This window comes from Ktedonobacteraceae bacterium, from assembly GCA_035653615.1.
GTDB lineage: Bacteria > Chloroflexota > Ktedonobacteria > Ktedonobacterales > Ktedonobacteraceae > DASRBN01.
Genome location: DASRBN010000033.1, coordinates 192,976 through 215,166 on the forward strand (window position 1 = coordinate 192,976; position 22,191 = coordinate 215,166).

Consider the following 22,191-nt stretch of genomic DNA (forward strand, 5'->3'; position numbering starts at 1 on the left):
GTCTACCTTCCTGCTAGATCATTGGTTGACCCTTGCGGTCTCGTCATCTCCGCTCCACATCTATGGAAGCGAGCGCCTGACCAGAACCTGCCGGTTTTGTCAAATCGCTTCTAACGATACCGCAACTATGACGAATGCAATGCAGTAACAGCAGCTTGATATAATCCCAACCGCTCTAACATGGAAGCGTGTGCCTCCCATTCCAGTCTATCATCGAGCGGAGCCAATGGGCCTGGTACTGGCGAGTGCCCGTCAGTCTCAAAAGGCCTGGAACCGTTCTCTTTCCCACCCTCCTGCTCGTACCATTCTTCCTCCGCCCTATCAATCGCACCGTATTTACGAGACAACGCTAATGAGATCAGGTGATCGGCAAAGTGCGGATTTTTAGGCAACAGCGAGCCGTGCAGGTAGGTTCCAAACGTATTCCGGTAAACCGCTCCCTCGGTATGGTCCTCGGCATTATTTCCATAGCCTTTCAGCACTTTCCCTAGCGGCTTAGCCGTTCCGAGATATGTGCGGCCTCCATGATTCTCGAAGCCAACCAGCGTTTTACCGTTCCAACTGATAGCAATATTGCCGATGCAGCGCGCTACCTGCGGCCCTTTGTGGATCGTCCAGGCGTCAAATACGCCCAGGCCCCGCATGTCAGGACCCTCCGCCGGCCGGTAATAATGCGCCAGCAGTTGATATCCTCCGCAAACCGCCAGCACCGGCATATCGTCCTCAATTGCAGCCCACAACCCGATCCCCTTGACCTCATACAAATCTTGCGCCACCGGCGCCTGCTCTTTATCCTGCCCGCCACCGATAAACAACATATCATACTCGTCCGGCGCCAGCGCATCACCGATGCCCAGACCCACGACACGCAGTTCAATATTGCGCAGCTCGCACCTCCGGCGCAACGTTAAGATATTGCCTCGATCACCGTACAAATTCAATTGATCTGGATACAAATGCCCCAGAGTGAGGGAGTAACGAGGCATGGTCTGCTCGTTCATGGGCCTTTCTCCTCCCAGTAATGAGGTGTCAAACCTCGCCGCTCCAATTCACGATGAACTTCTAACAAGCCCGTATACGTTGGCACTATAAACAACGTTTCACCGGCAGGCGCCCGGCTGATGGCCGCATCCAGCGCTTTCGCAATGCCATATTCCCTGAGTTCAATCCCCCCTTGCTGAGTAGTATGGGCGTACCCTTGCGGTCGCCCGCCACTATTTTCTCCCTCCAACCGCTCCCCGCTATTTTCCTCTTCCAGTCGCTCGCCCGCCTCAGAAGACGGCTCATTTTCTGCCGTTGAAATCGCCGGCCCCTTTACGTTTTTCGCCGACCGGATTCGTCTCAGCCTGCGGCGCTCCTTCGCATCCAGGCTTCTGGTAGCCGCGCGCAGAGGTGCAGGTGGCACGATCTTCATCGTGTCCACATCTACTCCTGCGTACTTCAGGCGCAATGCCAGGTCCAATGCGCGCGTTCCCGCAACTGTCAGAGAATCGGTGTGTCCAACTAGGCGCTCAAAATCGACATCCCAGATCCACGAGATATCGCGCCCATCGGCAATATTATCGTTCAGAATGAACAGAACGTGACGCTGCGTACCATCGCTAAACAGCGTGCGCAGCACCTCATTGAATCCGGTAGGATTTTTTGCCAGCAGCAAGCGTAATGTGCGTCCATCGACCTGAACGCGCTCGCCACGTCCAAAAACCGGCTTGAACTGTTCAATGCCCGTGGCTATCGGACTCCAGGAGATTTCTAATGCTTGCGCCACCGCGATTGCCGCCAGCGCATTGTACACATTATATAGCCCCGGCAGCGGAATAACGATTTCTCCCCTGTGTTCTGGCGTCTCAACCTCAACACGCAGCCGGTCTAACCCCTCATTCGCTACTTTCACCGCTCGAACGGAAGGTTGAGGTCGCCCATACCCGCACCCGGGACAGAAATAGTGGCCTAAATGACTATAGAAACGCACGTCGTAGCTGTAATCGGTGCCACAGCGCGAACAGGTGCGCGTATCTAAGGTCTGGTGCCTCTCCGGTACATCTCCAAGATGAAGCTCAGCATCATCGATGCCGAAATACACAACCTTGCCATCAAAATTTCCGTCTAAAACAGCGATGCCCGGATCATCGGCATTCAATACCAACGTCGTGCTATCGGGCAGCATTCGTACAGCCTTTTGCCAGCGGGCCGCGACGCTATCGACTTCGCCGTAGCGATCCAGCTGGTCGCGAAAAAGGTTGTTGAAGACGACCACACGGGGATGTACAGACTCCACAAACTGCGGTACAACAGCCTCGTCAACCTCAAAAACCGAGATTGCCTGTCCCGAACGACGCAGTCTGCCATCCGGCTGGGCGCGAATCACCAGCGCCCCTGCCACGCCGCGCATCAAATTCGAGCCTTCCCGGTTGCGCCACACGCGCAGGCCGGCGTCGCTTAAGATTGCGGCGATGAAGCCGCTGGTCGTCGTTTTCCCATTCGTACCTGTAACCAGTATGCTTCCATAGCGCAATTGTTTCGAAAGATGCCCCACGATATCCGGGTACAGGCGCTGTGCCACCACGCCGGCAATGCTGGTGCCACCACCCAGGTGCAAACGGCGGCTCAACGCGCCCGCCGCTCTTCCACCCAGCACAGCCAGTCCTGCGCGCAATGAACTACGCCGTCGCCTGCTATAACGATGACTTTCAACAGATGTATGATCAACAGAGGACTGTTCTTCCCCTGCGCTGCTTCGCGGTCTTTTGATACGCCCGTCCCTTTTCACCAGGCGTGGCGACTTCTGTTTCCCCATCCTATTCCTCCGTCACGATTTACATTACATAAATCTTATAATTTGCAGCATAGCATGCAGGCGCAAGCTGGTCAAGTAGGCGCGACCCTTGAGGTCGCCCTCCACAAAAAACGCTTTGAGGTCGCCCGCCCATGCCTTTTCCGAGGAATAGATGCTGGACAACCCGTGTTATTCTTGCGTAGAACATTTTGTTGAAATAAACGTGTCATGTAGTAATATGCTGTTTCGCTGTTAAGTTTCAAGGAAGGCGAGCGAAAAATAAGTATTACATCAGGCCTGGTTCGGGTCATTGGTGAAAACAACCCCTTGTCAAGATATGCTATCCTATGCAATGAGCATGGAATATGGATGTGTCGGCGGGGCGAATAAACCACTCGCGGTTTGTTTCGCCCACTCATTAGATCAGGTATAGGGAATGGCTAAGAAACTTGTAATTGTAGAATCTCCGGCGAAAGCCAAAACTATTGAGAAATTTCTGGGGCGCGACTTCGAGGTGCGCGCCTCCATGGGGCATATTATAGATTTGCCCAAAAAGGGCCTTGGAGTAAATACACGCAAAGACTTTACACCACAATATGAAATCATTGAGAAAAAAGATAAGCTGATCAATGAATTGAAAGCGGCCTCCAAACGCGCGGATGAGGTCTACCTGGCGCCCGACCCCGACCGCGAAGGCGAATTCATCGCGTGGTCGCTGAAACACACGCTTGATCTCAAAAATCCACGCCGTGCCGTCTTCAATGAAATCACGAAAGGCGCCGTCCAGGAAGCCATACGCAAGCCTCGTGATATCGATGAAGACCTCTTCAACGCCCAGCAGGCTCGTCGTGTCTTAGACCGCCTTGTCGGCTATAAAATCAGCCCATTGCTCTGGCGGCGCATTCAATCGGGCACCAGCGCCGGGCGCGTTCAGTCCGTGGCTCTGCGACTCATTTGCGACCGTGAGGCCGAGATCCGGGCCTTTGTCCCGGAAGAATATTGGAGCATCATCGCGCTGTTGAGCAAACAGGGGCAGCAAGAACGCTTCGAAGCCAACCTCATCGCGCGCGTCAAAGATATCGCGGCCCTGGGCAGCGAAGACATGGGTTCAGAAGGCGAAGAGCCGGCCAATCCTTCGCTCAATGGCTCAAGCGGCTCGAATGGCGCGCAAAAAGTACGGGCCGAAAAGGGGCGCATCAAAATCGTTTCAAAAGAAGAGGCCGATACCATCCTGGCCGATTTAAAGGGCGCGACCTATACCGTCCTCAAGATTGAGGAGAAGGAGCAGCGCCGCCAGCCATTCCCGCCCTATACCACCAGTACCTTGCAGCAGGATGCCTCGTCCCGCCTCTACTTCAAGCCCAAGAAGACGATGAGCCTGGCACAGCAACTCTACGAGGGCATCGAACTCGGCGAGCGTGGGCATCAAGGTCTCATCACCTACATGCGTACCGACTCGACTCGCATCTCTGAAGAGGCACAGGCCAGGGTCAAGGCGTACATTGGGCAGGAATTTGGCCAGCCATATGTCGGGCAGGGCCGCACCGGGAAGGCTAAAGCTACCACCCAGGATGCCCACGAAGCCATTCGACCGACCGATGTCACGCTGACACCGCAGATCGTCAAGCCGCATCTCTCTGCCGACCAGTTCAAGCTCTATAACCTGATCTGGCGGCGCTTCGTGGCCAGCTTCATGACGCCTGCCGTCTTTGATACCGTGCGTGTAGACATTGTAGCAGCGCAGTATGTCTTTCGCGCTACCGGCTCGCATCTCAAGTTTCCAGGCTTCCTGGCGGTATGGCAGCGTGAAGAGGACGAAAAATTGCTGCCCGCCCTTAAGGTCGATGAAGTACTTGACCTGCGTGAATTGAAGCCGGAGCAGCATTTTACGCAGCCGCCTCCACGCTATACAGAAGCAAGTTTGATCAAGGAGCTTGAGGAGCAGGGCATTGGCCGTCCCAGTACCTATGTACCAATTCTCAGCACCATTCAGGATCGTGGCTATGTCGATCAGGATCAGCGCCGCTTCGTGCCTACCTGGTTAGGCGAGACGGTCAACGAGGTAATGAACAAGCACTTCCCCGACATCGTCGATACCGGTTTCACCGCCGAGATGGAGCGCAAGCTGGACGAAGTCGAAGAGGGCCGCATATCCTGGACAGAATTTTTGCACAGCTTTTATGGTGATTTCAAGGTCTTGATGGAAAAAGCCGAGGCCGAGATGAACCGTGTGCAGAAGCCTGTTGAGGAAATAGATGAACCATGCCCGGAGTGCGGGCGCAACCTTGTCATTCGCACCGGGCGCTTCGGTCGTTTCATCTCCTGTTCGGGCTTCCCCGAATGCCGTTATAGCCGCTCCTTCGTCAATAAAACCGGCGCGTTGTGTCCCGTATGCGGTGGCGACCTGGTAGAGCGTAAGACAAAACAGAAAAAACGTATCTTCTTCGGGTGTAACAATTACCCAACCTGCAATTTTGCCATCTGGGAGCGTCCCGTGCCCGATCTCTGTCCCAGGTGTGGCGGATTGATGGTCATCCCACGCGCCGGGCAGGACCCCGTCTGCTACGCGGAAGTTGTTGCCGTCCAGAAATCAGCTGAGGAGAAACCCAGGCCGGATGGCACAACCACGCGCCGCACCACACGCAAAAAAGCCGAAACCCCAAATCCAGAATCTGAACTGGCCGCAACCGGCTCTGTAGCTACTATTTCCCGCCGTTCCACCTCCAGGACAAAAAAGATGGCTGCCGGGACATCGAGTAATGGGAAGGTTCCCAAATCTACAACACGCAAAGCCAGAACGACGACCTCAACAAGGGGTAGAGCAAAGAAAACGACCGCACGATCTTCTACCGCAAAGAAGAAATCAGAATAGCCCCTTCCACATGTCTTATGGGATAAGCTGCATGTCGTGTGCTATAATCAGGTAGAAGTTAAATGTTTCTCGCTATCGCTACCAGATACTTCTTTGCATTCGAAGGTCGCGAAAAGGCGTTTCTGAACGGGAATGGGGCACCGCGTTCTACTTTAGATGGAGGAAATTCATGCCGCATGCAGTAACGCTCATACCAGGCGATGGCACAGGACCGGAAATCACCGAAGCCACCCGCCGGGTACTTGAGGCTACCGGAGTCCAGTTCACCTGGGACCTGCAGCGTGCCGGGTTGGAAATGTTGGAGAAGCATGGCACCGTCTTACCAGATCAAGTCATCGAATCGATTAAACGCACGAAGGTCGCTTTAAAAGGACCTATCACCACCCCGGTCGGCAAAGGCTCCCGCAGCGCAAATATGGCCCTGCGCAAAAAACTCGATCTCTATGCCAACCTTCGCCCTGCTAAAACCTACCAGGGCTTACGTTCGCGCTATGAAAATATCGATATGATTATTGTTCGTGAGAATACCGAAGACCTCTATGCCGGTGTTGAATTTCAGCGCGGCACTCCCGAACAGCAGGAAATTCTTGAGACCATCGCCCGCACAACGGGAATGCACCTTGACAATGAGTCTGCCATCAGCATCAAATTTATTTCTGTGATGGCGACGCGCCGCATCGTCAAGTTCGCTTTCGAGTATGCGCGCGCGAACGGTCGCCGCAAAGTGACCGCCGTACATAAGGCCAATATCATGCGGTATTCCGATGGCCTCTTCCTTGCTATCGCTCAAGAGGTTGCTAAGGAATATCATGATATCCAGTTTGAGGATCGCATCGTCGATAACATGTGCATGCAACTGGTGCAGAAGCCGGAGCAATACGATGTGCTGGTGCTGCCCAATCTCTACGGCGATATTATTTCTGATCTTTCGGCAGGCCTTATTGGTGGTCTGGGGGTCGCGCCTGGCGCGAACATCGGCAGCCAGTACGCGGTATTCGAGCCGGTACACGGCAGCGCCCCCAAGTATGCGGGTCAGAACAAGGTCAATCCGATGGCGATGATGTTCTCCGGTGTGCTCATGCTCCGCCATCTTTGTGAAAAGAATGCCGCCAATCGCCTGGAGAAAGCCATTGCTCAGGTCATTGCCGAGGGCAAAAATGTTACCTACGATCTCAAGCCGCGCCCGGATGATCCAACCGCTGTGGGAACCTCGCAGGTAGCAGACGCCGTCATCGAAAAATTGCAGAAACTGTAATGCTCCACTGCATACTGCAAGAAAGGACATCTGTTTATGGAACCAATGTCGGTCAACGATATGGTCGCCGATGCGCGTACCCGCATAAAGGGCCTATCTAAGCAGGAGATGGAACGCGAACTTGAGGCGGGCGAGGCTGTCATTATCGATATACGTGATCCCCGCGAGCGCTGGCGTGAAGGTGCAATTCCAGGGGCGAAACACGTCCCGCGCGGCATGCTCGAGTTCTGGGCCGATCCGCAATCCGAGTATCACAAACGTTTTATGGACCCCGAAAAGCGCACGATTCTCTACTGTGCCGGCGGTTTGCGTTCATCATTAGCAGCAGATGTTTTGCAGAAGATGGGCTACAAAGACGTAGCCCATCTGGAAATGGGTTTTGACAGGTGGAAAGCTGAAGGCGGAGCCTGGGAAGAGGTTCCGGTTCCTGAGAATCTGAAGTAGGAACCCGGTATCTTTTCTTCTCATTAAGCCACTTTTGATATTCCCATTATTCAACTCTTTCCTTGCCTAGAGAACCCGCTGTTGTGCGCCACTTGTGACGTGCCTGGATATAGCGCACCGTGCCGGAGCGAGAACGCATCATCACTGACGAAGTGCGCGCACCCCAACCGTAATATTCCACGCCTGCCACCAGCTCCCCGCTCGTTATGCCTGTAGCCGCGAATGAGACATCGTTGCCTTTCACAAGATCATCTGTATCTAGAACCTGGTCGGGGTCAACGCCGTTCTCCCTCAAGCGATCCCGTTCCCGGTTCAGCTCTTGCACCAGGTCAGAGGGACTAAGGTTTCCGCGATCCTTTTCCGTCAAAGGCCAGATCTTGCATTGAATTTCCCCCCCAACGCATTTAATGGCTGCCGCTGCCAGCACCGCTTCAGGGGCGCCTCCGATACCCATCAACACATCAACGCCCGTATAGTCTTCCATAGCGGCTTGAATCGCTGCCGACACGTCGCCATCGCTGATCAGCCGGATGCGCGCTCCAGCCTCTCGAATCTGGCGAATGATATCCTTGTGACGTGGACGATCAAGAATTACAACCGTGACATCATCGATACGAGCGGAACGTACCTTGGCAATACGCTGCAGATTCGTCGCCACCGGAGCATTGATATCGATCACTCCCCTGGCTATCGGGCCAACGGCGATCTTTTCCATATAGTAGACGCCTGGAGGGGCCGAATACATGGTGCCCCGTTCCGCCGTAGCTACAACGGCCAGCGCTCCAGGAAGCCCCAACGCGAGCAGCCGCGTGCCATCAACCGGATCAACAGCCACATCTACGTCCGGTGGTAAGCCATTGCCAACCTGCTCGCCTACGTAAAGCATAGGAGCCTCGTCCTTTTCGCCCTCACCAATCACTACAATACCATTCATATCAACACCATCGAGCGCTTTACGCATGGCATCTACAGCCGCCTGGTCAACTTTCTCCTTATCCCCTTTGCCCATCCAGCGTCCCGCGCTCAATGCAGCCGCCTCGGTGACGCGCACCAGTTCCATGGCGAGATTGCGCTCCCTGGTACCCGACTCCTCAAAACGTGTTTCCGTCATAAATAAGCCATCCTCCTTTGACTTCTGTATGTACTGCTCGGGATCGTCTCTCATTTTTTGTCCTACAAGACGCTAAATAGTTACCTGCCGGCGTCGTACACGACAATGTTCGGCCAACATGATAGCGCGTAGCTTCTCCACCGCCTCTTCAAGATGGCCTTGCCTATTTAAGATGATATAATCGTAGCGATCCTTCTCTGCAAGCTCTAGCTGGGCATCTGCTAATCGTCTCTGGCGCTCCTCTGATGTCTCGGTCTTGCGTTCATCCAACCTCTGCGCAAGCTCCTCCATCGATTCAGGGGCTAGAAAGATGAAAATTGCATCCGGCACCTTGCGTCGCACTGTAGCAGCGCCCTGCACATCGATTTTCAGCAGCACATCCTTGCCTGCTTGTAGAGTGTCCCGGATGGGCTTTCGTGGCTGCCCATACCAATTCCCATGCACTTTTGCATATTCCAGCAGTTCATCATTCGCTACCATGCGATTGAACGTCTCTTGATCGACAAAATGATACGGATTGCCCTCACTCTCTCCCAGGCGAGGACGACGTGTCGTAATGGAAGAAACAACGTAAAAATCCATTCCCTGTTCTTTAAGCGTCTTGATAACTGTGTCTTTTCCGGTACCGGAAGGAGCTGAAAGCACAAAGAGCAATCCCTGGTAGTTCGGGGGCTGTGAAGCTCCCTGTTGGGAAATCAATCGCTCCGCGTTCAATTGCATGCAACTTTCCTTCTCTAATGGAGATGTTACGAACTACAACACCGGTATACGAAAGGCCTACTCTTTGCTATACTATCCTTTCAGCCGGGTAGGAAACACGTAGGAGCATTTGACACCTGCATATTATGATAAGTGCGGTAACAAAAGAGAAAAAATCCCCAAAGGACTCTTAAGAACTGCTCCTATCAGTATTGTACAACACACACCTGTAACTTGTGTAGGCAGGGTTTTAATAGAAAGTCAGGAACCACTCTATGTATGTCGATGCCATAACACTTGCGGCAGTCGTCGACGAATGGCATATGTTGCTTTTAGGCGCGCGGATAGATACGATTATCCAGCCAACAGAGCACTCTATTGCCCTGCAATGCTATGTGTCCGCACGGGAGGGACAGGCCGGTCGGAATCACTGGCTCTATCTATCAGCTCACCCGCAACTGGCCCGTGCGCACCTTACCACCCGCAAGCCCGCAAAAATTTCTAGCGAGCCGCCGGCTTTTGTCATGCTGCTGCGCAAATATCTGGAGGGCAGTCGCATCGAATCGATTTCCCAACCGCGTTGGGAGCGTGTGCTGGAAATTGTCGCCGGCCATCGTAGCGCTGAAAGCGAAGAGCGCACCCGCAGCCGTCTCATCATCGAAATCATGGGCCGCACCAGCAATATCATTCTTTGCGATGAGCAAGGAATGATTCTTGGCAGTCTCAAACATGTAGGGCCTGATATTAATCGCTATCGCATCATCGCCGCCAACGTGCAGTATGTTCCACCCCCAGCGCAGACGCGTACATTCGCGGACCAGGTGCTGCCTCGCCTCGATCCAACCACGATCACCGCCGCTCAACTGGCTATACTCGTGGTAGAAGAGCCTGCCGAACCACCGGCCGCACCTGCGAAAAAGGGACGTTCGCGCCCGCAGGAGCAACAAAAGCTCTGGCAACTTCTCATCAGGAACCTGCTCGGCTTCAGTCCCCTCGTCGCGCGGGAAGCCGTCTATCGTGCGACCGGAGATTCGGAATCTTCGCTCGACATCTCAGAAAACACCTGGGAAGAGTTAGCCCGCAACACGCGTGAACTGGCCTCGCTCTATGATACCCACGCCTGGAAACCACAACTCGTGGAGCGCCTGGACGGGGATTCCAGCACCTCACCGGCATTTCCTATAGCCTTTGCCCCTTATGCGCTGGAGCAGTATGCCGCAATGCCAGGAGCGCGCATACGTACTTCGCCATCCATCAACATCATCATCGACGAATATTACGCGGGCGCGGAATGGCGCGATGCTATGGAGAGCGTGCGTTCTCCAATACGAAAAGTCCTGCAAACGCAGCGCGAGCGCACTATTCGCAAGGCCCAATTGCTGCAACACGAGCTGGCCGCGGCTGAGGAAGCGAATACCTATCGCCTGCACGCTGAATTGCTGCTGGCCTATCAACATGAAATAACGCGGGGACAAACAAGCGTCACCGTGCAAAACTATTTTGATGATCAGGCCGCCGAGGTAACAATTCCGCTTGATCCGCGTTTTGATGCCGTGGGCAACGCTAATCGCCTGTTCAACAAATATCATAAACTGCGCCGGGGACTTGCCCTCGTTCCAGGTCAGATCGAACAGAATGCCGCGGAACTGGCAACCATCGAGCAGTTGCTAGCCGACCTGGCGCTGGCAGAGACGCCGGCTGAAGTCGCGCTCGTTAAAGTCGAGGTGCAGGCAGCCGGCTACATGCGCGGCGCGAAAATGGGGAAATCGCCTGCCGCAGGTTCTCCGGGCAAACAGGCGAAGAAAGGGAAATCTGGCAAACATGCGAAAGGGAAACCCGTTCTACCCGGCGGCGGCATCCCCTTGCACGTACAGAGCCGCGATGGATTCACCATCTTGATCGGCAAAAACAGCCGCCAGAACGAGGAAGTGACTTTCCACCAGGCCTCGGCAAACGATATCTGGCTTCATGCCCGCGGCGTCCCTGGGTCGCATGTAATCATCAAAGCAACTGGACGCGATGTTCCTCGTAGCACCATAGAGCAGGCAGCAAGCCTCGCTGCCTGGTACAGCCAGGCGCGTGGCAGCACCAGTGTTCCCGTTGATTATACCTTGCAGCGCCATGTGCGCCATATGAAAGGCGGCGGACCGGGAATGGTCATTTACGAGCGCGAGAGAACCTTATATGCCGAACCATCATCTCTCGCGCGATGACGCGATGCCCATTTCCTCGCGGTACTTCGTCACTGTGCGGCGGGCCACCGGTATCCCGCGCGCGGTGAGCAGGCGCGCCAGTTCATCATCGCTCAGGCGGTGTTTCGGTTCCTCGGACGCAATCAACTCGCGCAGTACATCTTTCACGCCCAGCGAACCATCGAAGAAATCCGCGACAGGTATCAGGCGACCATTTGGCAGCAGCGCGTACTTATTCGCCGTTGTCCGGCTGACCGTCCCTTCATCCAGATTCAGGCGTGAAGCGACTTCCGCCCGCGTCAGCGGCCGTAGATAGCGCACACCCTTCTCGAGAAACTCGCGTTGATAATCGACAATCAGTTCCGCTACCCGCTTCAGGGTACGCCAGCGGCGATGCATGCAATCGATGAAAAACCTGGCTCGATCCGCGTTCTGGCGTAAGTAATGGCGCACTTCATCGCTTTCCGCGTTGCTGTTCAAGTATAACGGCTGCGTGCCGTAACCCGCGCCGATCTGAAAACCGTAGCGTTTCTCCTCGATCAATTCTACCTCAAAGCCCGCTTCGCCTTTGCGGATGATGATATCGGGGCGAATATATGAAGCAAATGTAGGGACAGTGCCTCGTGCCTGTCCGGGCAGAGCAGCGTCAAATGCGTGCGCCGGAAACGGATGAAGCGAACTGCGAATGTACAATGCTGCCTGCCTGATCTCTTCTTCCGTCACTTTCAGAGCGCGAGCGACCTCGCTGAACTGGTTGCGGCCCAGCCGGTCTAAATAATCCTCAATCAGCACTTTTGCCAATGGATGCGGCTCTTCCTGCTCGCTGATCGCCTGCAGTTGGATCAGCAGGCATTCGCGCAGGTTTCGCGCCCCAATGCCGGTCGGCTCCAGCGTTTGCAACTGGCTAAGTACATATTCGACACGCTCCACGGGAACCTCTAACAACCCGGCAATCTCTTCCACGCTCACTTCCAGGTAGCCGCGTTCATTCAAATTACCCACCAGTTGCTCAGCGATCTCGATATCATCCGGTGTAACAAGCGCCTCCAGTTGTTGCAGCAGCACTTCCGCCAGTGTCTGGCTCATGGGGATGCGTGCCAGTGGGTCAAATTCGTCCTCGTCATCACTCTCAAATGCCGCATAATCGGAAATATCGTAGGGATGATACTCGCCCCATTGCTGCTCGCCCTGAAGTTCATCGCCAGGCAGCGTCTCTGGCGCCGGAAAAGATGGTTCCGTGGGCTGCGTGTAATGCCCGCAAGAGGCACAGGCAGGTCCTTGTACCAGCGAGCCGCAAAAAAGGCATACCCGGTGTTCAATCACCTCAATCGCCGGATTCTCCATCTGTTCCTGCGCCACCGCCCGCTCTATTTCCTCCGCGGAAAGCTGCAACATTGTACTCGAGGTAATCAGCCGCGCGCTCACTCGCAGCACGTGATCTGGTTTTTGTGTCGGTTCCAGTCGCATGTATCTCTCCCCTCCTATCACTAAATCCACCCGCGACTAAGCAGGGCATTGTACGCCGCCTCCTGTTCTGCTGCCTGTTTATTGCGCCCATGCCCTCTGCCCGCCACCTGCGAGCCTAGCATGACTTCTACAGTAAACTCCCGGTCGTGCGATGGCCCCTCCTGGCTAACCAGGCGATACGAAGGGGTGATACCGTCACGCGCCTGTGCCAGCTCCTGAAATAAGGACTTGTTGTCCTTAAACAGGCGTTTCTGCACAATAGTATGTGCCAGGGGCTCCAATCGAGGCAGCAGGAAATCGCGCGCCACCTCTATACCCTGGTCAAGATAGATAGCGCCCAGAACCGATTCAAAAGCAGCTGCCAGGACACGTTGTCCTCCACCACTGTGCTGCTCTCCCCGGCCCATCAGCAAATAATTCCCCAGCTGCATCTCGCGTGCGAAGCTCGCCAGCGTATCTCTTTTTACCAGGATCGCTCGTATATCGCTCAATTCCCCCTCGCTCAACTCTGGAAAAGTCCGGTACAGGAAATCCGCGCTAACGAAAGCCAGGATAGAGTCGCCCAGGAACTCTAACCGTTCATTCGAACTCAGTCCCGCGCCCGCCGTTTCAAAAATATATGATCGATGCGTCAGGGCCAGTTGCAAAAGCTGCGGATTTCCAAAATGTACGCCCAGAGCCTCTTCCAGCGCTTCATTCATCGCAATACCTCCAGAACCACCTGTGTCACATCCTCTGCTCGTCCTATCACCTGGCCTATGCGCCAGAATTGCGCGCCCGTCGTTCCATCCCGCCGTATCGACTCCCATGCCTCTGCACTCACGGCAGCAAAAAGGCCGCCGGACGTTTGGGGATCCCATAAAATCTCGCGCTCGAAACCATCCACGCCCTCATCAATATGTACATGAGGAGCAAGATACGTTTCATTGCGGTGCGCGCCGCCCGTAATGCATCCCAATTCGGCATAATGCCGTGCGTGAGGAAGTACAGGCAGCGCATCAAATTGGAATCGCATATTGGTAAGACTTTGTATTGCCATCTCCCAGGCATGCCCCAGCAAGCCAAAACCGGTAATATCGGTAACGGCATGCACGCCTGGACGCAGAAGCGCACGCGCGGCATCGCGATTCAATTGCATCATCGATTGCAGGGCCGCTTCAAGATCGCCCTCCTCAACCTCGTCGCGTTTGTGCGCGGTGGTAATCAAGCCCGTCCCCAACGGCTTGCTGAGAATAAGCACATCCCCAGGCTGCGCTCCACCCTTGGTCAGTATGGCGTTGGGGTGAACAATGCCGGTCACCGCCAGGCCATATTTTGGCTCCTTATCGGAAATGGTATGTCCGCCGGCAATCACTGCCCCTGCTCGTGCTACCGTATCCGCGCCCCCGCGCAGGATTTCGCTCAGGATGCCTGGGGCGAGATTATCGGGCCATGCCACCAGGTTAATCGCCATCAGCGGCGAACCGCCCATCGCGTAGACATCGCTCAGCGCGTTGGCAGCAGCAATCGACCCGAAGGCATAGGGGTCATCTACCACCGGCGGAAAGAAATCCGCGGTGCTGATAACAGCCTGCGCCTCGTTGAGGCAATATACAGCAGCGTCGTCAATGGCATTCAGCCCCACCAGCAATTCGGGTGGTGCCGCGTGTGCAATCAATGGTCGCAGAACCTGCGCCAGGGCCTCCGGCCCCATTTTAGACGCTCAGCCGGCGCAACTTGCCAGTGATGTCAGCCGAATTTGCCGACCTGTGGACATAGGTATCCTCTGATCTCTCTAGCTCAGGTAACGAAAAAGAGTATGACAAATCACGTACCGGTACCGTATTTGTAACGCCATTGTAGCGCGTCGAAAGCCTGAACGTCAATGTGTGTTGGTTATGCTGTTTTGCTGTGTTTTACTCTCGACAGCAATACCTCCACTATGCTACACTGCAATCACGCTCGAACAAACAGGAAGACGCGATTCACTTGCGGCAGCATATACATTAGTATCCCTGGCTTTTGGCAAAGAGAACAGAACTGAGCAAGATTGGCTCTTAAGGAGGGTCAGTAATATGGATGATGTACTACGTGAGACACCTGTCTACCAGGAAATGACTCGATGGGCGCGAGAGGAAGGCCTGGAACAAGGGTTTGAGAAAGGTCTTGAGAAAGGTCTTGAGAAAGGTCGTCACGATGGCTTGCAGCAAGCTCTTCTCGCTATCCTGGCAGAACGTTTCCCAAAACTCATACGCCTGGCAAAGAGACAATTGGCAATGATAGATACGCCCGAAGTTCTACAGCTTTTAATCGTCAAGATGAGTATTGCTCAAACCCTGGAAGAGGCGAAACAATACCTGCTCGAAGCGGATGAAGATGAAGAGGAATAATACTTCACTAGACTTGTGTTCACCTGTATGGTACCCTTAAGAAGGTGGGTTTGAGTAAGACAGGCAATCACGGGTCGCAAGGCCCGAGGAAAGTCCGAACTCCACAGAGCAGGATGCTGGATAACGGCCAGTGAGGGTGACCTCAAGGAAAGTGCAACAGAAACATACCGCCCGGCACCAGAAAGAAAAAGGTGCAATTCAATGCATCTATGCCGGGTAAGGGCGAAATGGTGAGGTAAGAGCTCACCAGCAGCCGGGTGACCGGCTGGCTGGGCAAACCCCATCCGGAGCAAGACCAAATAGAGGGGATAGCGCGCCACACGTTGGTACGCTTGCAGGTTGCTCGCCTGTCAACCCTCGGGTTGGTCGCTTGAGGCGTTGGGTAACTAACGTCCTAGAGAGATGATTGCCACCTGCACCGTCGTAAGGCGCGCAGGTACAGAATTCGGCTTATGGCTTGCTCAAACCCACCCACCCACATCGCTATCAATAAAAATAACCTGGAAGTCACAGAGGTCTCTTAAACAACCTCCCCGGCTCCCAGGTTATCTGTGTCCCGATCTATTTACAAGCAGCTTACTTGCTCAGGCGATCATGTTCAACCAGCCAGCGAATGAAATCCAGACGATGTTTTTCCTCCACCATCTCGCGATACTCGACCTGCTCGCTCACATGGTTTTTCATGAAAATGATTCGTGTCGCTTCTATTTCAGAAAATCCCTTTGAAAGCAAACGCTCAAAGTCTGCGTTATCTGTCGTATAAACGTGATCCGACATAAATCCAATGCTCCCTCTATCATACATAAAGGAACGACCTAAGAACCAAACCCGCGCAGACGACTGGTAGCCTCTTTGTTAAGTACACGCTGCCAGGCGCCTGCAAGATGCACTTCCGGCTTAGAAGTCGATTAATATATTCCACCGCTTGTATGAGAAGTCTCCAAGGTTACGCCTTTGTAGAGACTTGTATCCCTCCTCACTACTTAACAACTTCTTTTTGGAAGCAGAAATTCCGGTCTCCCTCCGCCTGCTCTCTCGAACAAGTGGGTGGAATTCCCCGGACCTCTTTGTCGAACAGGGAGACAAATCAAGGTATATTAGACCAGATTTTCTCGGATGCATTTCTTTCTATACTCATATATACGAACTGAGCCTCAAAAAGTGACGGGTTTTTCCCCCCTCTGTAGAATGAGAAGAGAATATGTTACTGACTATTATAAGGAAGTGCTTCGTCAAATGCCAGGCTCATCAGATTCGCACAATCAACATGTGATCATTATCACAAGACCGCGGGAACAGCGAGAAAACAATAGAAATCAACATCCTGTCCTATCCGGAGTTCTCACCGTTTTGCTGGCAGTTGCGTCCATAGCCGCTCTCTGGCATATCTTCATCATCACGCGGCAGACCGGCGCAGTGAATCCTCCTGCCAACTGCCTGCAATTGATACGTACAACAGACTATACCCAGCTGGTACATTTGCAAACGCAGTCACAGGAAATGGAAGCAGTGCAATTCATCGACCAGGTTGTGGGTGGCCAACCGGCGGCGCTCGTCCAGGTAACGAACCAGAACGCCGGGCATACGCTCGATGTCTATGTCTATGGCTGCGTCATGCAGAAGCAACATCCCCGGCTCGCAGCGTTATTTACGCAACATGGCCTGGTTCAAGGAACCGTATCCATCAGTCAAACAAACACCTTGATCACAAGCGCCCTCGATACCTCTCTACCCGCGGCTAGTAGCGCGCTTTTGCAGCCATTGCAACAGAACGTCTATCGCGAATATGCCTGGCATAACGGAACGTTTATCCAGGTACGTTTCCCCGGCCTCTACCCGGTTGCCAGCAGCAGCGAAGCAATGGCATTGCAGCAGGAAGCCGACAATGGACAATCATTGCCCTGGTCTGACCCGCTTGCTACTGCTGAGCAGATGGCGCGCGATATTTTTAAATGGCCGCTCATCAGTACTCAAGATAGTGTGCTGAGCAACGATGGCATGACTGCCCAGGTACAATTAGTGCAGCAGAGTCCGCCGCTACAGGTCACAGTTACCTTGAAGCGACTCGTTCAGCACGATAACAAGGGCCTCTGGTTTGTAACAGCAGCAAAAACCTCCGGTCTTACCCTGGATCAAGCCAGTTTTGATATGCCCCTTACTTCTCCCCTCCAGCTTCACGGAACCGGAGTCCTGGTGGATGGTCAAACTACTATCCAACTTTTCGATCATACCTTGTCGCCCATAGCCACCACTAATGCCCAATTACATGTCAATCCCGACGGCACCTATACATGCACGCTCGCTTATGCGAGTATAGCGCACGCTCAGCAGGGCCTGCTGCTGATCCAATCTCTTCCGACCCAGGCGAACTATAGTATCGAGCCGGGTCAATTGCTGCTAGTGGGAGTTATTCTGGGATAGTCCATCCCACTCGACGCCATCCCATCTCCCTTGATATAATGTGCAGAGAAAACAAAACCCTGCTCAGGCTAGATGGGGAGAAATATGTCATTATTTCCGGCAACAGGCGGCAATCTCATCATCGGGCAATCCGGTGGGGCAACGGCCGTCATCAACGCCAGCCTTGTCGGAGCATATGAGGCTGCGCTGGCTGAAGAGCGCATCGAAAGTATTTACGGCATGCTCTATGGCGTCCAGGGATTATTACAAGAACAGATCGTAGACCTGCGCGCCGAATCAAACCAGGTATGGCCCGCGCTGCTTCATACGCCCTCGGCTGCCCTTGGCACCTGCCGCTACAAGCTGCAAGACCATGATGCCGGACACATCATCGACATTTTGCGCCGCTACGATATCCACTCTATGCTCTATATCGGCGGCAACGATTCCGCCGACACTGCCCATCAACTGGCTCTGGCCGCCCGCCATGCCGGTTACGATTTGCAGGCCATCAGCGTCCCCAAAACCATCGATAACGATCTACCGGCTACCGATCATTGCCCCGGCTACGGCAGCGCGGCCCGCTTCCTTGCCCTGGCGACGATGGATTCGACCATGAATACGATTTCCATTCCGTGGCATTATCCGGTCAAAGTCATAGAAACGATGGGGCGTGATGCGGGTTGGCTTGCCGCCTCCTCAGCCCTGGGGAAGCGCGATGAAGACGACGCGCCGCATATTATTCTCGTCCCCGAACAGCGTTTCAATGCCGATCGCTTTCTTGAGCAGGTTGAGCAGGTATATCGCCGCGTAGGATACGTTGTCGTAGTCGCCGCGGAGACCATTCGCGATGAACAGGGGCAGCAATTAGGCGCCATCAACCAGGCAGGAACAGATGCCTTTAACCATCCCTTGCTCAGCGGAACGGCGGAGTACCTGGTAGAGCTGGTCAAGCAGCATCTCAAGCTACGTGCCCGCTTCGACAAACCCGGCGACCTGCAACGCATGGCCTCTTTTGCCGTCTCACAAACCGATCTCGAAGAGGCGTACCTGGTAGGAAAAATGGGCGTACAGGCGCTTTTGGCCGGCGAAAGCGATAAAATGGTAACGCTGGTACGTCACACAGAGCCGGCATACCATTGCTCAACGGGATTAGCAGACCTGGCCCAGATCGCCAACGCCCAGAAGCTGTTACCCGATAACTTCCTGGACGAAAGCAGGACGATGGTAACGCGGGCCTTTTACGAGTACGCGTCACCGTTGATCGGCGAACCGCTGCCGCAGTATACGCGATTGCGAAAAATAGGAGTAACTAAATGACAGGTCTCAAACGAGCCATCGTAGTCGTTCTTGATGGTGTCGGCGCGGGAGCTAATCCTGACGCTCATGCCTATGGCGATGATGGTGCCAGCTCGCTCGAACACTGCGCTCAGGCCATCGGCGGGCTGGAGTTGCCCAACCTGGGACAAATCGGCATCGGCAACATCACACCCATCCTGGGTACGCCACCGGTCGAACATGCCAGGGGAGCATATGGGCGCATGACCGAGGCAGCCGCCGGCAAGGACAGCACCACAGGCCATTGGGAGATGATGGGCGTCATCCTCCGCAAACCTCTTCCTACCTATCCGCATGGATTTCCTGCGGACCTTGTGGAGCGCTTCGAACAGGCTATAGGTCGCAAAGTCCTCGGCAATAAGCCGGCTTCGGGTACGGAGATCATCAAGGAACTGGGTGAAGAGCATCTTCGCACCGGTCGCCCCATCCTCTATACCTCGGCGGACAGCGTTTTTCAGCTCGCGGCGCACCAGGAAGTTATTCCACTTCCCGAACTGTATCATATGTGTGAAGTCGCACGTGCTATGCTTACCGGAGAACATGCCGTTGGGCGCGTCATAGCTCGTCCATTTATCGGCACACCTGGTAATTTTACTCGTACAGAACATCGACGTGATTTCTCGCTCGCGCCGCCAGGAACAACACTGCTCGACGTGCTGAAGGAAAGCGGCAAAGAGGTCATCGGCATCGGCAAGATCGAAGACCTCTTTGCCGGGCGTGGCCTCACGCAGCGCGATCATACCGAAACGAATCGTGATGGTATGGCCGCGACACTTCGCTGGCTGGAACGAGACTTCACCGGTCTGCTCTTTGTCAATCTGGTAGAATTTGATATGCTGTGGGGCCATCGCCGTGATAGCCAGGGCTATGCGCAGGCGCTGCGGGATGTCGATGCCTGGTTCGCGCAGGTGCAGCAGCTGATGAGGCCGGGTGATGCCATATTCTTCACCGCCGATCATGGCGTAGACCCGACCTATCGCGGCACCGATCATACACGCGAACACGTGCCACTCCTTGCCTACGGGGAACCTGTACGCGCGGGAGTAAATCTCGGTGTTCGTTCGACCTACGCGGACCTTGGCCAGACACTCGCTCACGCCTTTCACGTCGAACCACTCGCCGCCGGCACAAGTTTTGCCGGCGATATTGGATTGGCCTGACCCGGCCCATCCACTCCACGGCAGGGATATTACTAGAGAAAAAATATTATGACTGAGGTACAACGAAACGACACTTATCCGGTTTTACATGGGGAGCGCGTCTATTTACGCCGTCCCAGGATGCAGGACGCGCAGTATGTTTTTCATTGGGAGCGCGACGACGTAGTCTGGCGCTACGATCCCCGCCGTCCCTACTCACAAAACATGCGCGAATTTCTACCCGTTTTTGAGCGCAATTATGTGCAGGGCAACGGGCGGCAATTCTGGTTCATCATCGAAGATGAGCAACATATCCCCATTGGTACCATCACCTATTTCAATATCGATTATCGCCTCGGCCAGGTTGAAGTAGGGCTGGGATTGGGAGATCGCTCACGCTGGGGCAAGGGTTATGGCCCGGAAGCTATCCGCACCCTGGTCGCCTATCTTTTCACCCTGCCCGGCATCGCCCGTATCTACGCGGAAACTGCCCTGGCTAATCATCCGGCACGCCGTGCTTTCGCCAAGGCCCATTTTACGGAAGTTGGCCAGATTTATGACCCGCGCAGCACCGGCGAACCCTGGATACTTTTAGAAATTTGGAAAAGGGAGTATTACTCTAGGAAATGAATACGCCTAATGTAAAAATCGATCCTGGCATTTTCGGCGCGTATGATGTACGCGGCATTTATGGCCAGGATATGAATGAAGAGGTCGCCTATCGCATTGCGCGAGCCGCTGCCCAGTATCTGCAAGTGCCTGCAATCGCTGTCGGGCGTGATATGCGGCTTTCATCACCTCAACTGGCTGCCGCTATCACACAAGGCATCATCGATCAGGGCATCGATGCCATTGATCTTGGCATGACGACCACGGATGAGCTATATTTCGCGGTCGGCAACTTCAATTACCCTGCCGGTATCATGATTACCGCTTCGCACAATCCTCCTGAATACAACGGCATGAAATTGTGCCGCGCGCAGGCCGCCCCCATCAGCATGGCAACCGGCCTTTCCGATATCCGCGACCTGGCCATGCACGGCAATTTCGCTGAACCTGAGCACAAGGGGCGCGTCATACAGCGAGATGTCCTTGATGACTACGTCAAACATGCGCTTTCATTTATCGATGTGAGCAAGATCAAGCCCCTCAAAGTGGCCATTGATGCTGGAAACGGCATGGCAGGTATGGTCATTCCCCGTGTCTTTCAATACCTTCCCTGCACGCTCATCCCATTGTATTTTGAACTGGATGGCAGCTTTCCCAATCACCCCGCCAGTCCGATTGAGCCGCAGAACATGGTAGATTTGCAGCGCAAAGTACGGGAGACCAGCGCCGATCTTGGCGCTGCCTTTGACGGGGACGCCGACCGCATGTTCCTGGTAGATGAACATGGCAATCTCGTAGATAGCTCCATGGTGACGGCTATCGTGTCGGAAAGCCTGCTGCATAAGCATCCCGGCGCCAGCATCCTCTACAACCTGATTGTCTCCAAAAGCGTACCCGAACTCATCACCAGGCTCGGTGGCAAGGCCATACGTACCCGCGTCGGCCACTCCTTTATCAAGGCCGAAATGCGCAAAACAAACGCCATCTTCGGCGGTGAGCATTCCGGGCATTTCTATTTTCGTGATAACTGGTACGCCGACTCCGGTCTCATTGCTTTCCTGGTCGCGTTGGAACTGGTCTCCATCGAAGGAAAACCCCTTTCGGAATTGCTCGTACCCCTCGATCAATGGGTGCGCAGTGGCGAGATCAACAGCCGCGTCAGCGATGTAAAGGGCAAGCTGGATGCCCTCGAGCAGCGCTATGGGAAAGAAGCAAAAAGCGTGGATTACATGGACGGCATCACAGTAGAATACGAGAACTGGTGGTTCAACGTGCGTCCGTCCAACACTGAGCCGATGTTGCGCCTCAATGTCGAGGCTAAAGACAGGGCATTGATGGAGCAGAAACGCGATGAACTACTCGCCTTCATCCGCGGGTAAGGCAGTTGGATTGGAGGGCGACCACCAGCGCCCGCCCCTACTATGACACGCCTCTGCTCGGTCATGCTCACGTTATCATAGTAAGGGCGGACCCTGGTGGTCGCCCTCTCGATGTCCACCCGTCAAGAATTGGGATGATTC

The 22,191-nt window shown here is 54.4% G+C and carries 18 protein-coding genes and 1 other RNA gene; 11 read left to right on the forward strand and 8 right to left on the reverse strand.

Annotated features, from left to right (window positions below):
• Positions 1-125 precede the first annotated feature (125 nt).
• Together VFA09_19065 and VFA09_19070 are read right to left on the reverse strand one after the other, a co-directional pair.
• Positions 126-1,001: a hypothetical protein gene (locus VFA09_19065; protein ID HZU69386.1), complete on the reverse strand. Its 876-nt coding sequence runs from the start codon at positions 999-1,001 to the stop codon at positions 126-128.
• Entirely contained in the window at positions 998-2,797 is a 1,800-nt protein-coding gene (locus tag VFA09_19070) for a MurT ligase domain-containing protein (GenBank protein HZU69387.1), read from the reverse strand. Before VFA09_19070 ends, VFA09_19065 begins: the two co-directional genes overlap by 4 nt.
• A 415-nt stretch (positions 2,798-3,212) precedes the next feature.
• Between VFA09_19070 and topA the strand changes: the two genes are divergently transcribed.
• The 3 genes from topA (at position 3,213) to VFA09_19085 (ending at position 7,347) form a co-directional block, all read left to right on the forward strand.
• Positions 3,213-5,648 carry a type I DNA topoisomerase gene (gene topA, locus VFA09_19075; GenBank protein HZU69388.1) on the forward strand — a complete coding sequence of 812 codons (2,436 nt, stop codon included), beginning with the start codon at positions 3,213-3,215 and terminating at the stop codon, positions 5,646-5,648.
• A gap of 169 nt (positions 5,649-5,817) precedes the next feature.
• Positions 5,818-6,903: an isocitrate/isopropylmalate dehydrogenase family protein gene (locus tag VFA09_19080; protein HZU69389.1), complete on the forward strand. Its 1,086-nt coding sequence runs from the start codon at positions 5,818-5,820 to the stop codon at positions 6,901-6,903.
• A 36-nt stretch (positions 6,904-6,939) separates the two neighbouring features.
• On the forward strand, positions 6,940-7,347 hold the full coding sequence (locus tag VFA09_19085) for a rhodanese-like domain-containing protein (protein HZU69390.1): 408 nt from the start codon (positions 6,940-6,942) through the stop codon (positions 7,345-7,347).
• 46 nt (positions 7,348-7,393) lie between these two features.
• Here VFA09_19085 and glpX read toward each other — a convergent pair whose 3' ends face one another.
• On the reverse strand, positions 7,394-8,458 hold the full coding sequence (gene glpX / locus VFA09_19090) for a class II fructose-bisphosphatase (protein HZU69391.1): 1,065 nt from the start codon (positions 8,456-8,458) through the stop codon (positions 7,394-7,396).
• A 72-nt stretch (positions 8,459-8,530) separates the two neighbouring features.
• The gene (gmk, locus tag VFA09_19095) at positions 8,531-9,178 is read right to left on the reverse strand and encodes a guanylate kinase (protein HZU69392.1); all 648 of its coding nucleotides are present in this window, start codon (positions 9,176-9,178) and stop codon (positions 8,531-8,533) included.
• Positions 9,179-9,432: 254 nt separating this feature from the next.
• On the opposite strand from gmk, the gene VFA09_19100 reads away from it, so the two are divergent.
• A complete protein-coding gene (locus tag VFA09_19100) occupies positions 9,433-11,370 on the forward strand; it encodes an NFACT RNA binding domain-containing protein (protein ID HZU69393.1) in 1,938 nt (645 codons plus the stop codon).
• Here VFA09_19100 and rpoN read toward each other — a convergent pair.
• From rpoN to selD, 3 genes are read right to left on the reverse strand one after another with little or no spacing between them, the layout of a single operon-like run.
• Positions 11,353-12,816 carry an RNA polymerase factor sigma-54 gene (gene rpoN, locus VFA09_19105; GenBank protein ID HZU69394.1) on the reverse strand — a complete coding sequence of 488 codons (1,464 nt, stop codon included), beginning with the start codon at positions 12,814-12,816 and terminating at the stop codon, positions 11,353-11,355. The genes VFA09_19100 and rpoN overlap by 18 nt on opposite strands.
• A gap of 20 nt (positions 12,817-12,836) precedes the next feature.
• A complete protein-coding gene (gene rnc, locus VFA09_19110) occupies positions 12,837-13,517 on the reverse strand; it encodes a ribonuclease III (protein HZU69395.1) in 681 nt (226 codons plus the stop codon).
• On the reverse strand, positions 13,514-14,572 hold the full coding sequence (gene selD, locus VFA09_19115; protein HZU69396.1) for a selenide, water dikinase SelD: 1,059 nt from the start codon (positions 14,570-14,572) through the stop codon (positions 13,514-13,516). The genes rnc and selD overlap by 4 nt, the downstream gene beginning before the upstream one ends.
• A 298-nt stretch (positions 14,573-14,870) precedes the next feature.
• On the opposite strand from selD, the gene VFA09_19120 reads away from it, so the two are divergent.
• Positions 14,871-15,185: a hypothetical protein gene (locus VFA09_19120; protein HZU69397.1), complete on the forward strand. Its 315-nt coding sequence runs from the start codon at positions 14,871-14,873 to the stop codon at positions 15,183-15,185.
• Between the two features lie 51 nt (positions 15,186-15,236).
• Positions 15,237-15,653, forward strand: an RNA gene (rnpB, locus tag VFA09_19125) — RNase P RNA component class A.
• Between the two features lie 108 nt (positions 15,654-15,761).
• Here the strand turns inward: rnpB and VFA09_19130 are convergent.
• A complete protein-coding gene (locus VFA09_19130; GenBank protein HZU69398.1) occupies positions 15,762-15,962 on the reverse strand; it encodes a hypothetical protein in 201 nt (66 codons plus the stop codon).
• A gap of 459 nt (positions 15,963-16,421) precedes the next feature.
• Here VFA09_19130 and VFA09_19135 point away from each other — a divergent pair, with 459 nt between their 5' ends.
• The 5 genes from VFA09_19135 to manB all read left to right on the forward strand — a co-directional run bounded on the left by VFA09_19135 (position 16,422) and on the right by manB (position 22,050).
• Positions 16,422-17,606, forward strand: a complete 1,185-nt coding sequence (locus VFA09_19135; protein ID HZU69399.1) for a hypothetical protein — start codon at positions 16,422-16,424, stop codon at positions 17,604-17,606.
• 84 nt (positions 17,607-17,690) lie between these two features.
• On the forward strand, positions 17,691-18,905 hold the full coding sequence (locus tag VFA09_19140; GenBank protein ID HZU69400.1) for a 6-phosphofructokinase: 1,215 nt from the start codon (positions 17,691-17,693) through the stop codon (positions 18,903-18,905).
• On the forward strand, positions 18,902-20,083 hold the full coding sequence (locus VFA09_19145) for a phosphopentomutase (protein ID HZU69401.1): 1,182 nt from the start codon (positions 18,902-18,904) through the stop codon (positions 20,081-20,083). The genes VFA09_19140 and VFA09_19145 overlap by 4 nt, the downstream gene beginning before the upstream one ends.
• Positions 20,084-20,131: 48 nt before the next feature.
• Positions 20,132-20,692 carry a GNAT family N-acetyltransferase gene (locus tag VFA09_19150; GenBank protein HZU69402.1) on the forward strand — a complete coding sequence of 187 codons (561 nt, stop codon included), beginning with the start codon at positions 20,132-20,134 and terminating at the stop codon, positions 20,690-20,692.
• Complete coding sequence (manB, locus tag VFA09_19155; protein ID HZU69403.1) at positions 20,689-22,050, forward strand: phosphomannomutase/phosphoglucomutase; 1,362 nt, start codon at positions 20,689-20,691, stop codon at positions 22,048-22,050. Before VFA09_19150 ends, manB begins: the two co-directional genes overlap by 4 nt.
• Positions 22,051-22,191: the final 141 nt, after the last annotated feature.

What these genes read in the sequence shown, in the direction of transcription:
- VFA09_19065 (HZU69386.1), bottom strand. Translation starts at nt 1,001, where the DNA reads ATGAACGAGCAGACCATGCCTCGTTACTCCCTCACTCTGGGGCATTTG.
- VFA09_19070 (HZU69387.1), bottom strand. Translation starts at nt 2,797, where the DNA reads ATGGGGAAACAGAAGTCGCCACGCCTGGTGAAAAGGGACGGGCGTATC.
- topA (HZU69388.1), top strand. Translation starts at nt 3,213, where the DNA reads ATGGCTAAGAAACTTGTAATTGTAGAATCTCCGGCGAAAGCCAAAACT.
- VFA09_19080 (HZU69389.1), top strand. Translation starts at nt 5,818, where the DNA reads ATGCCGCATGCAGTAACGCTCATACCAGGCGATGGCACAGGACCGGAA.
- VFA09_19085 (HZU69390.1), top strand. Translation starts at nt 6,940, where the DNA reads ATGGAACCAATGTCGGTCAACGATATGGTCGCCGATGCGCGTACCCGC.
- glpX (HZU69391.1), bottom strand. Translation starts at nt 8,458, where the DNA reads ATGACGGAAACACGTTTTGAGGAGTCGGGTACCAGGGAGCGCAATCTC.
- gmk (HZU69392.1), bottom strand. Translation starts at nt 9,178, where the DNA reads ATGCAATTGAACGCGGAGCGATTGATTTCCCAACAGGGAGCTTCACAG.
- VFA09_19100 (HZU69393.1), top strand. Translation starts at nt 9,433, where the DNA reads ATGTATGTCGATGCCATAACACTTGCGGCAGTCGTCGACGAATGGCAT.
- rpoN (HZU69394.1), bottom strand. Translation starts at nt 12,816, where the DNA reads ATGCGACTGGAACCGACACAAAAACCAGATCACGTGCTGCGAGTGAGC.
- rnc (HZU69395.1), bottom strand. Translation starts at nt 13,517, where the DNA reads ATGAATGAAGCGCTGGAAGAGGCTCTGGGCGTACATTTTGGAAATCCG.
- VFA09_19120 (HZU69397.1), top strand. Translation starts at nt 14,871, where the DNA reads ATGGATGATGTACTACGTGAGACACCTGTCTACCAGGAAATGACTCGA.
- VFA09_19130 (HZU69398.1), bottom strand. Translation starts at nt 15,962, where the DNA reads ATGTCGGATCACGTTTATACGACAGATAACGCAGACTTTGAGCGTTTG.
- VFA09_19135 (HZU69399.1), top strand. Translation starts at nt 16,422, where the DNA reads ATGCCAGGCTCATCAGATTCGCACAATCAACATGTGATCATTATCACA.
- VFA09_19140 (HZU69400.1), top strand. Translation starts at nt 17,691, where the DNA reads ATGTCATTATTTCCGGCAACAGGCGGCAATCTCATCATCGGGCAATCC.
- VFA09_19145 (HZU69401.1), top strand. Translation starts at nt 18,902, where the DNA reads ATGACAGGTCTCAAACGAGCCATCGTAGTCGTTCTTGATGGTGTCGGC.
- VFA09_19150 (HZU69402.1), top strand. Translation starts at nt 20,132, where the DNA reads ATGACTGAGGTACAACGAAACGACACTTATCCGGTTTTACATGGGGAG.
- manB (HZU69403.1), top strand. Translation starts at nt 20,689, where the DNA reads ATGAATACGCCTAATGTAAAAATCGATCCTGGCATTTTCGGCGCGTAT.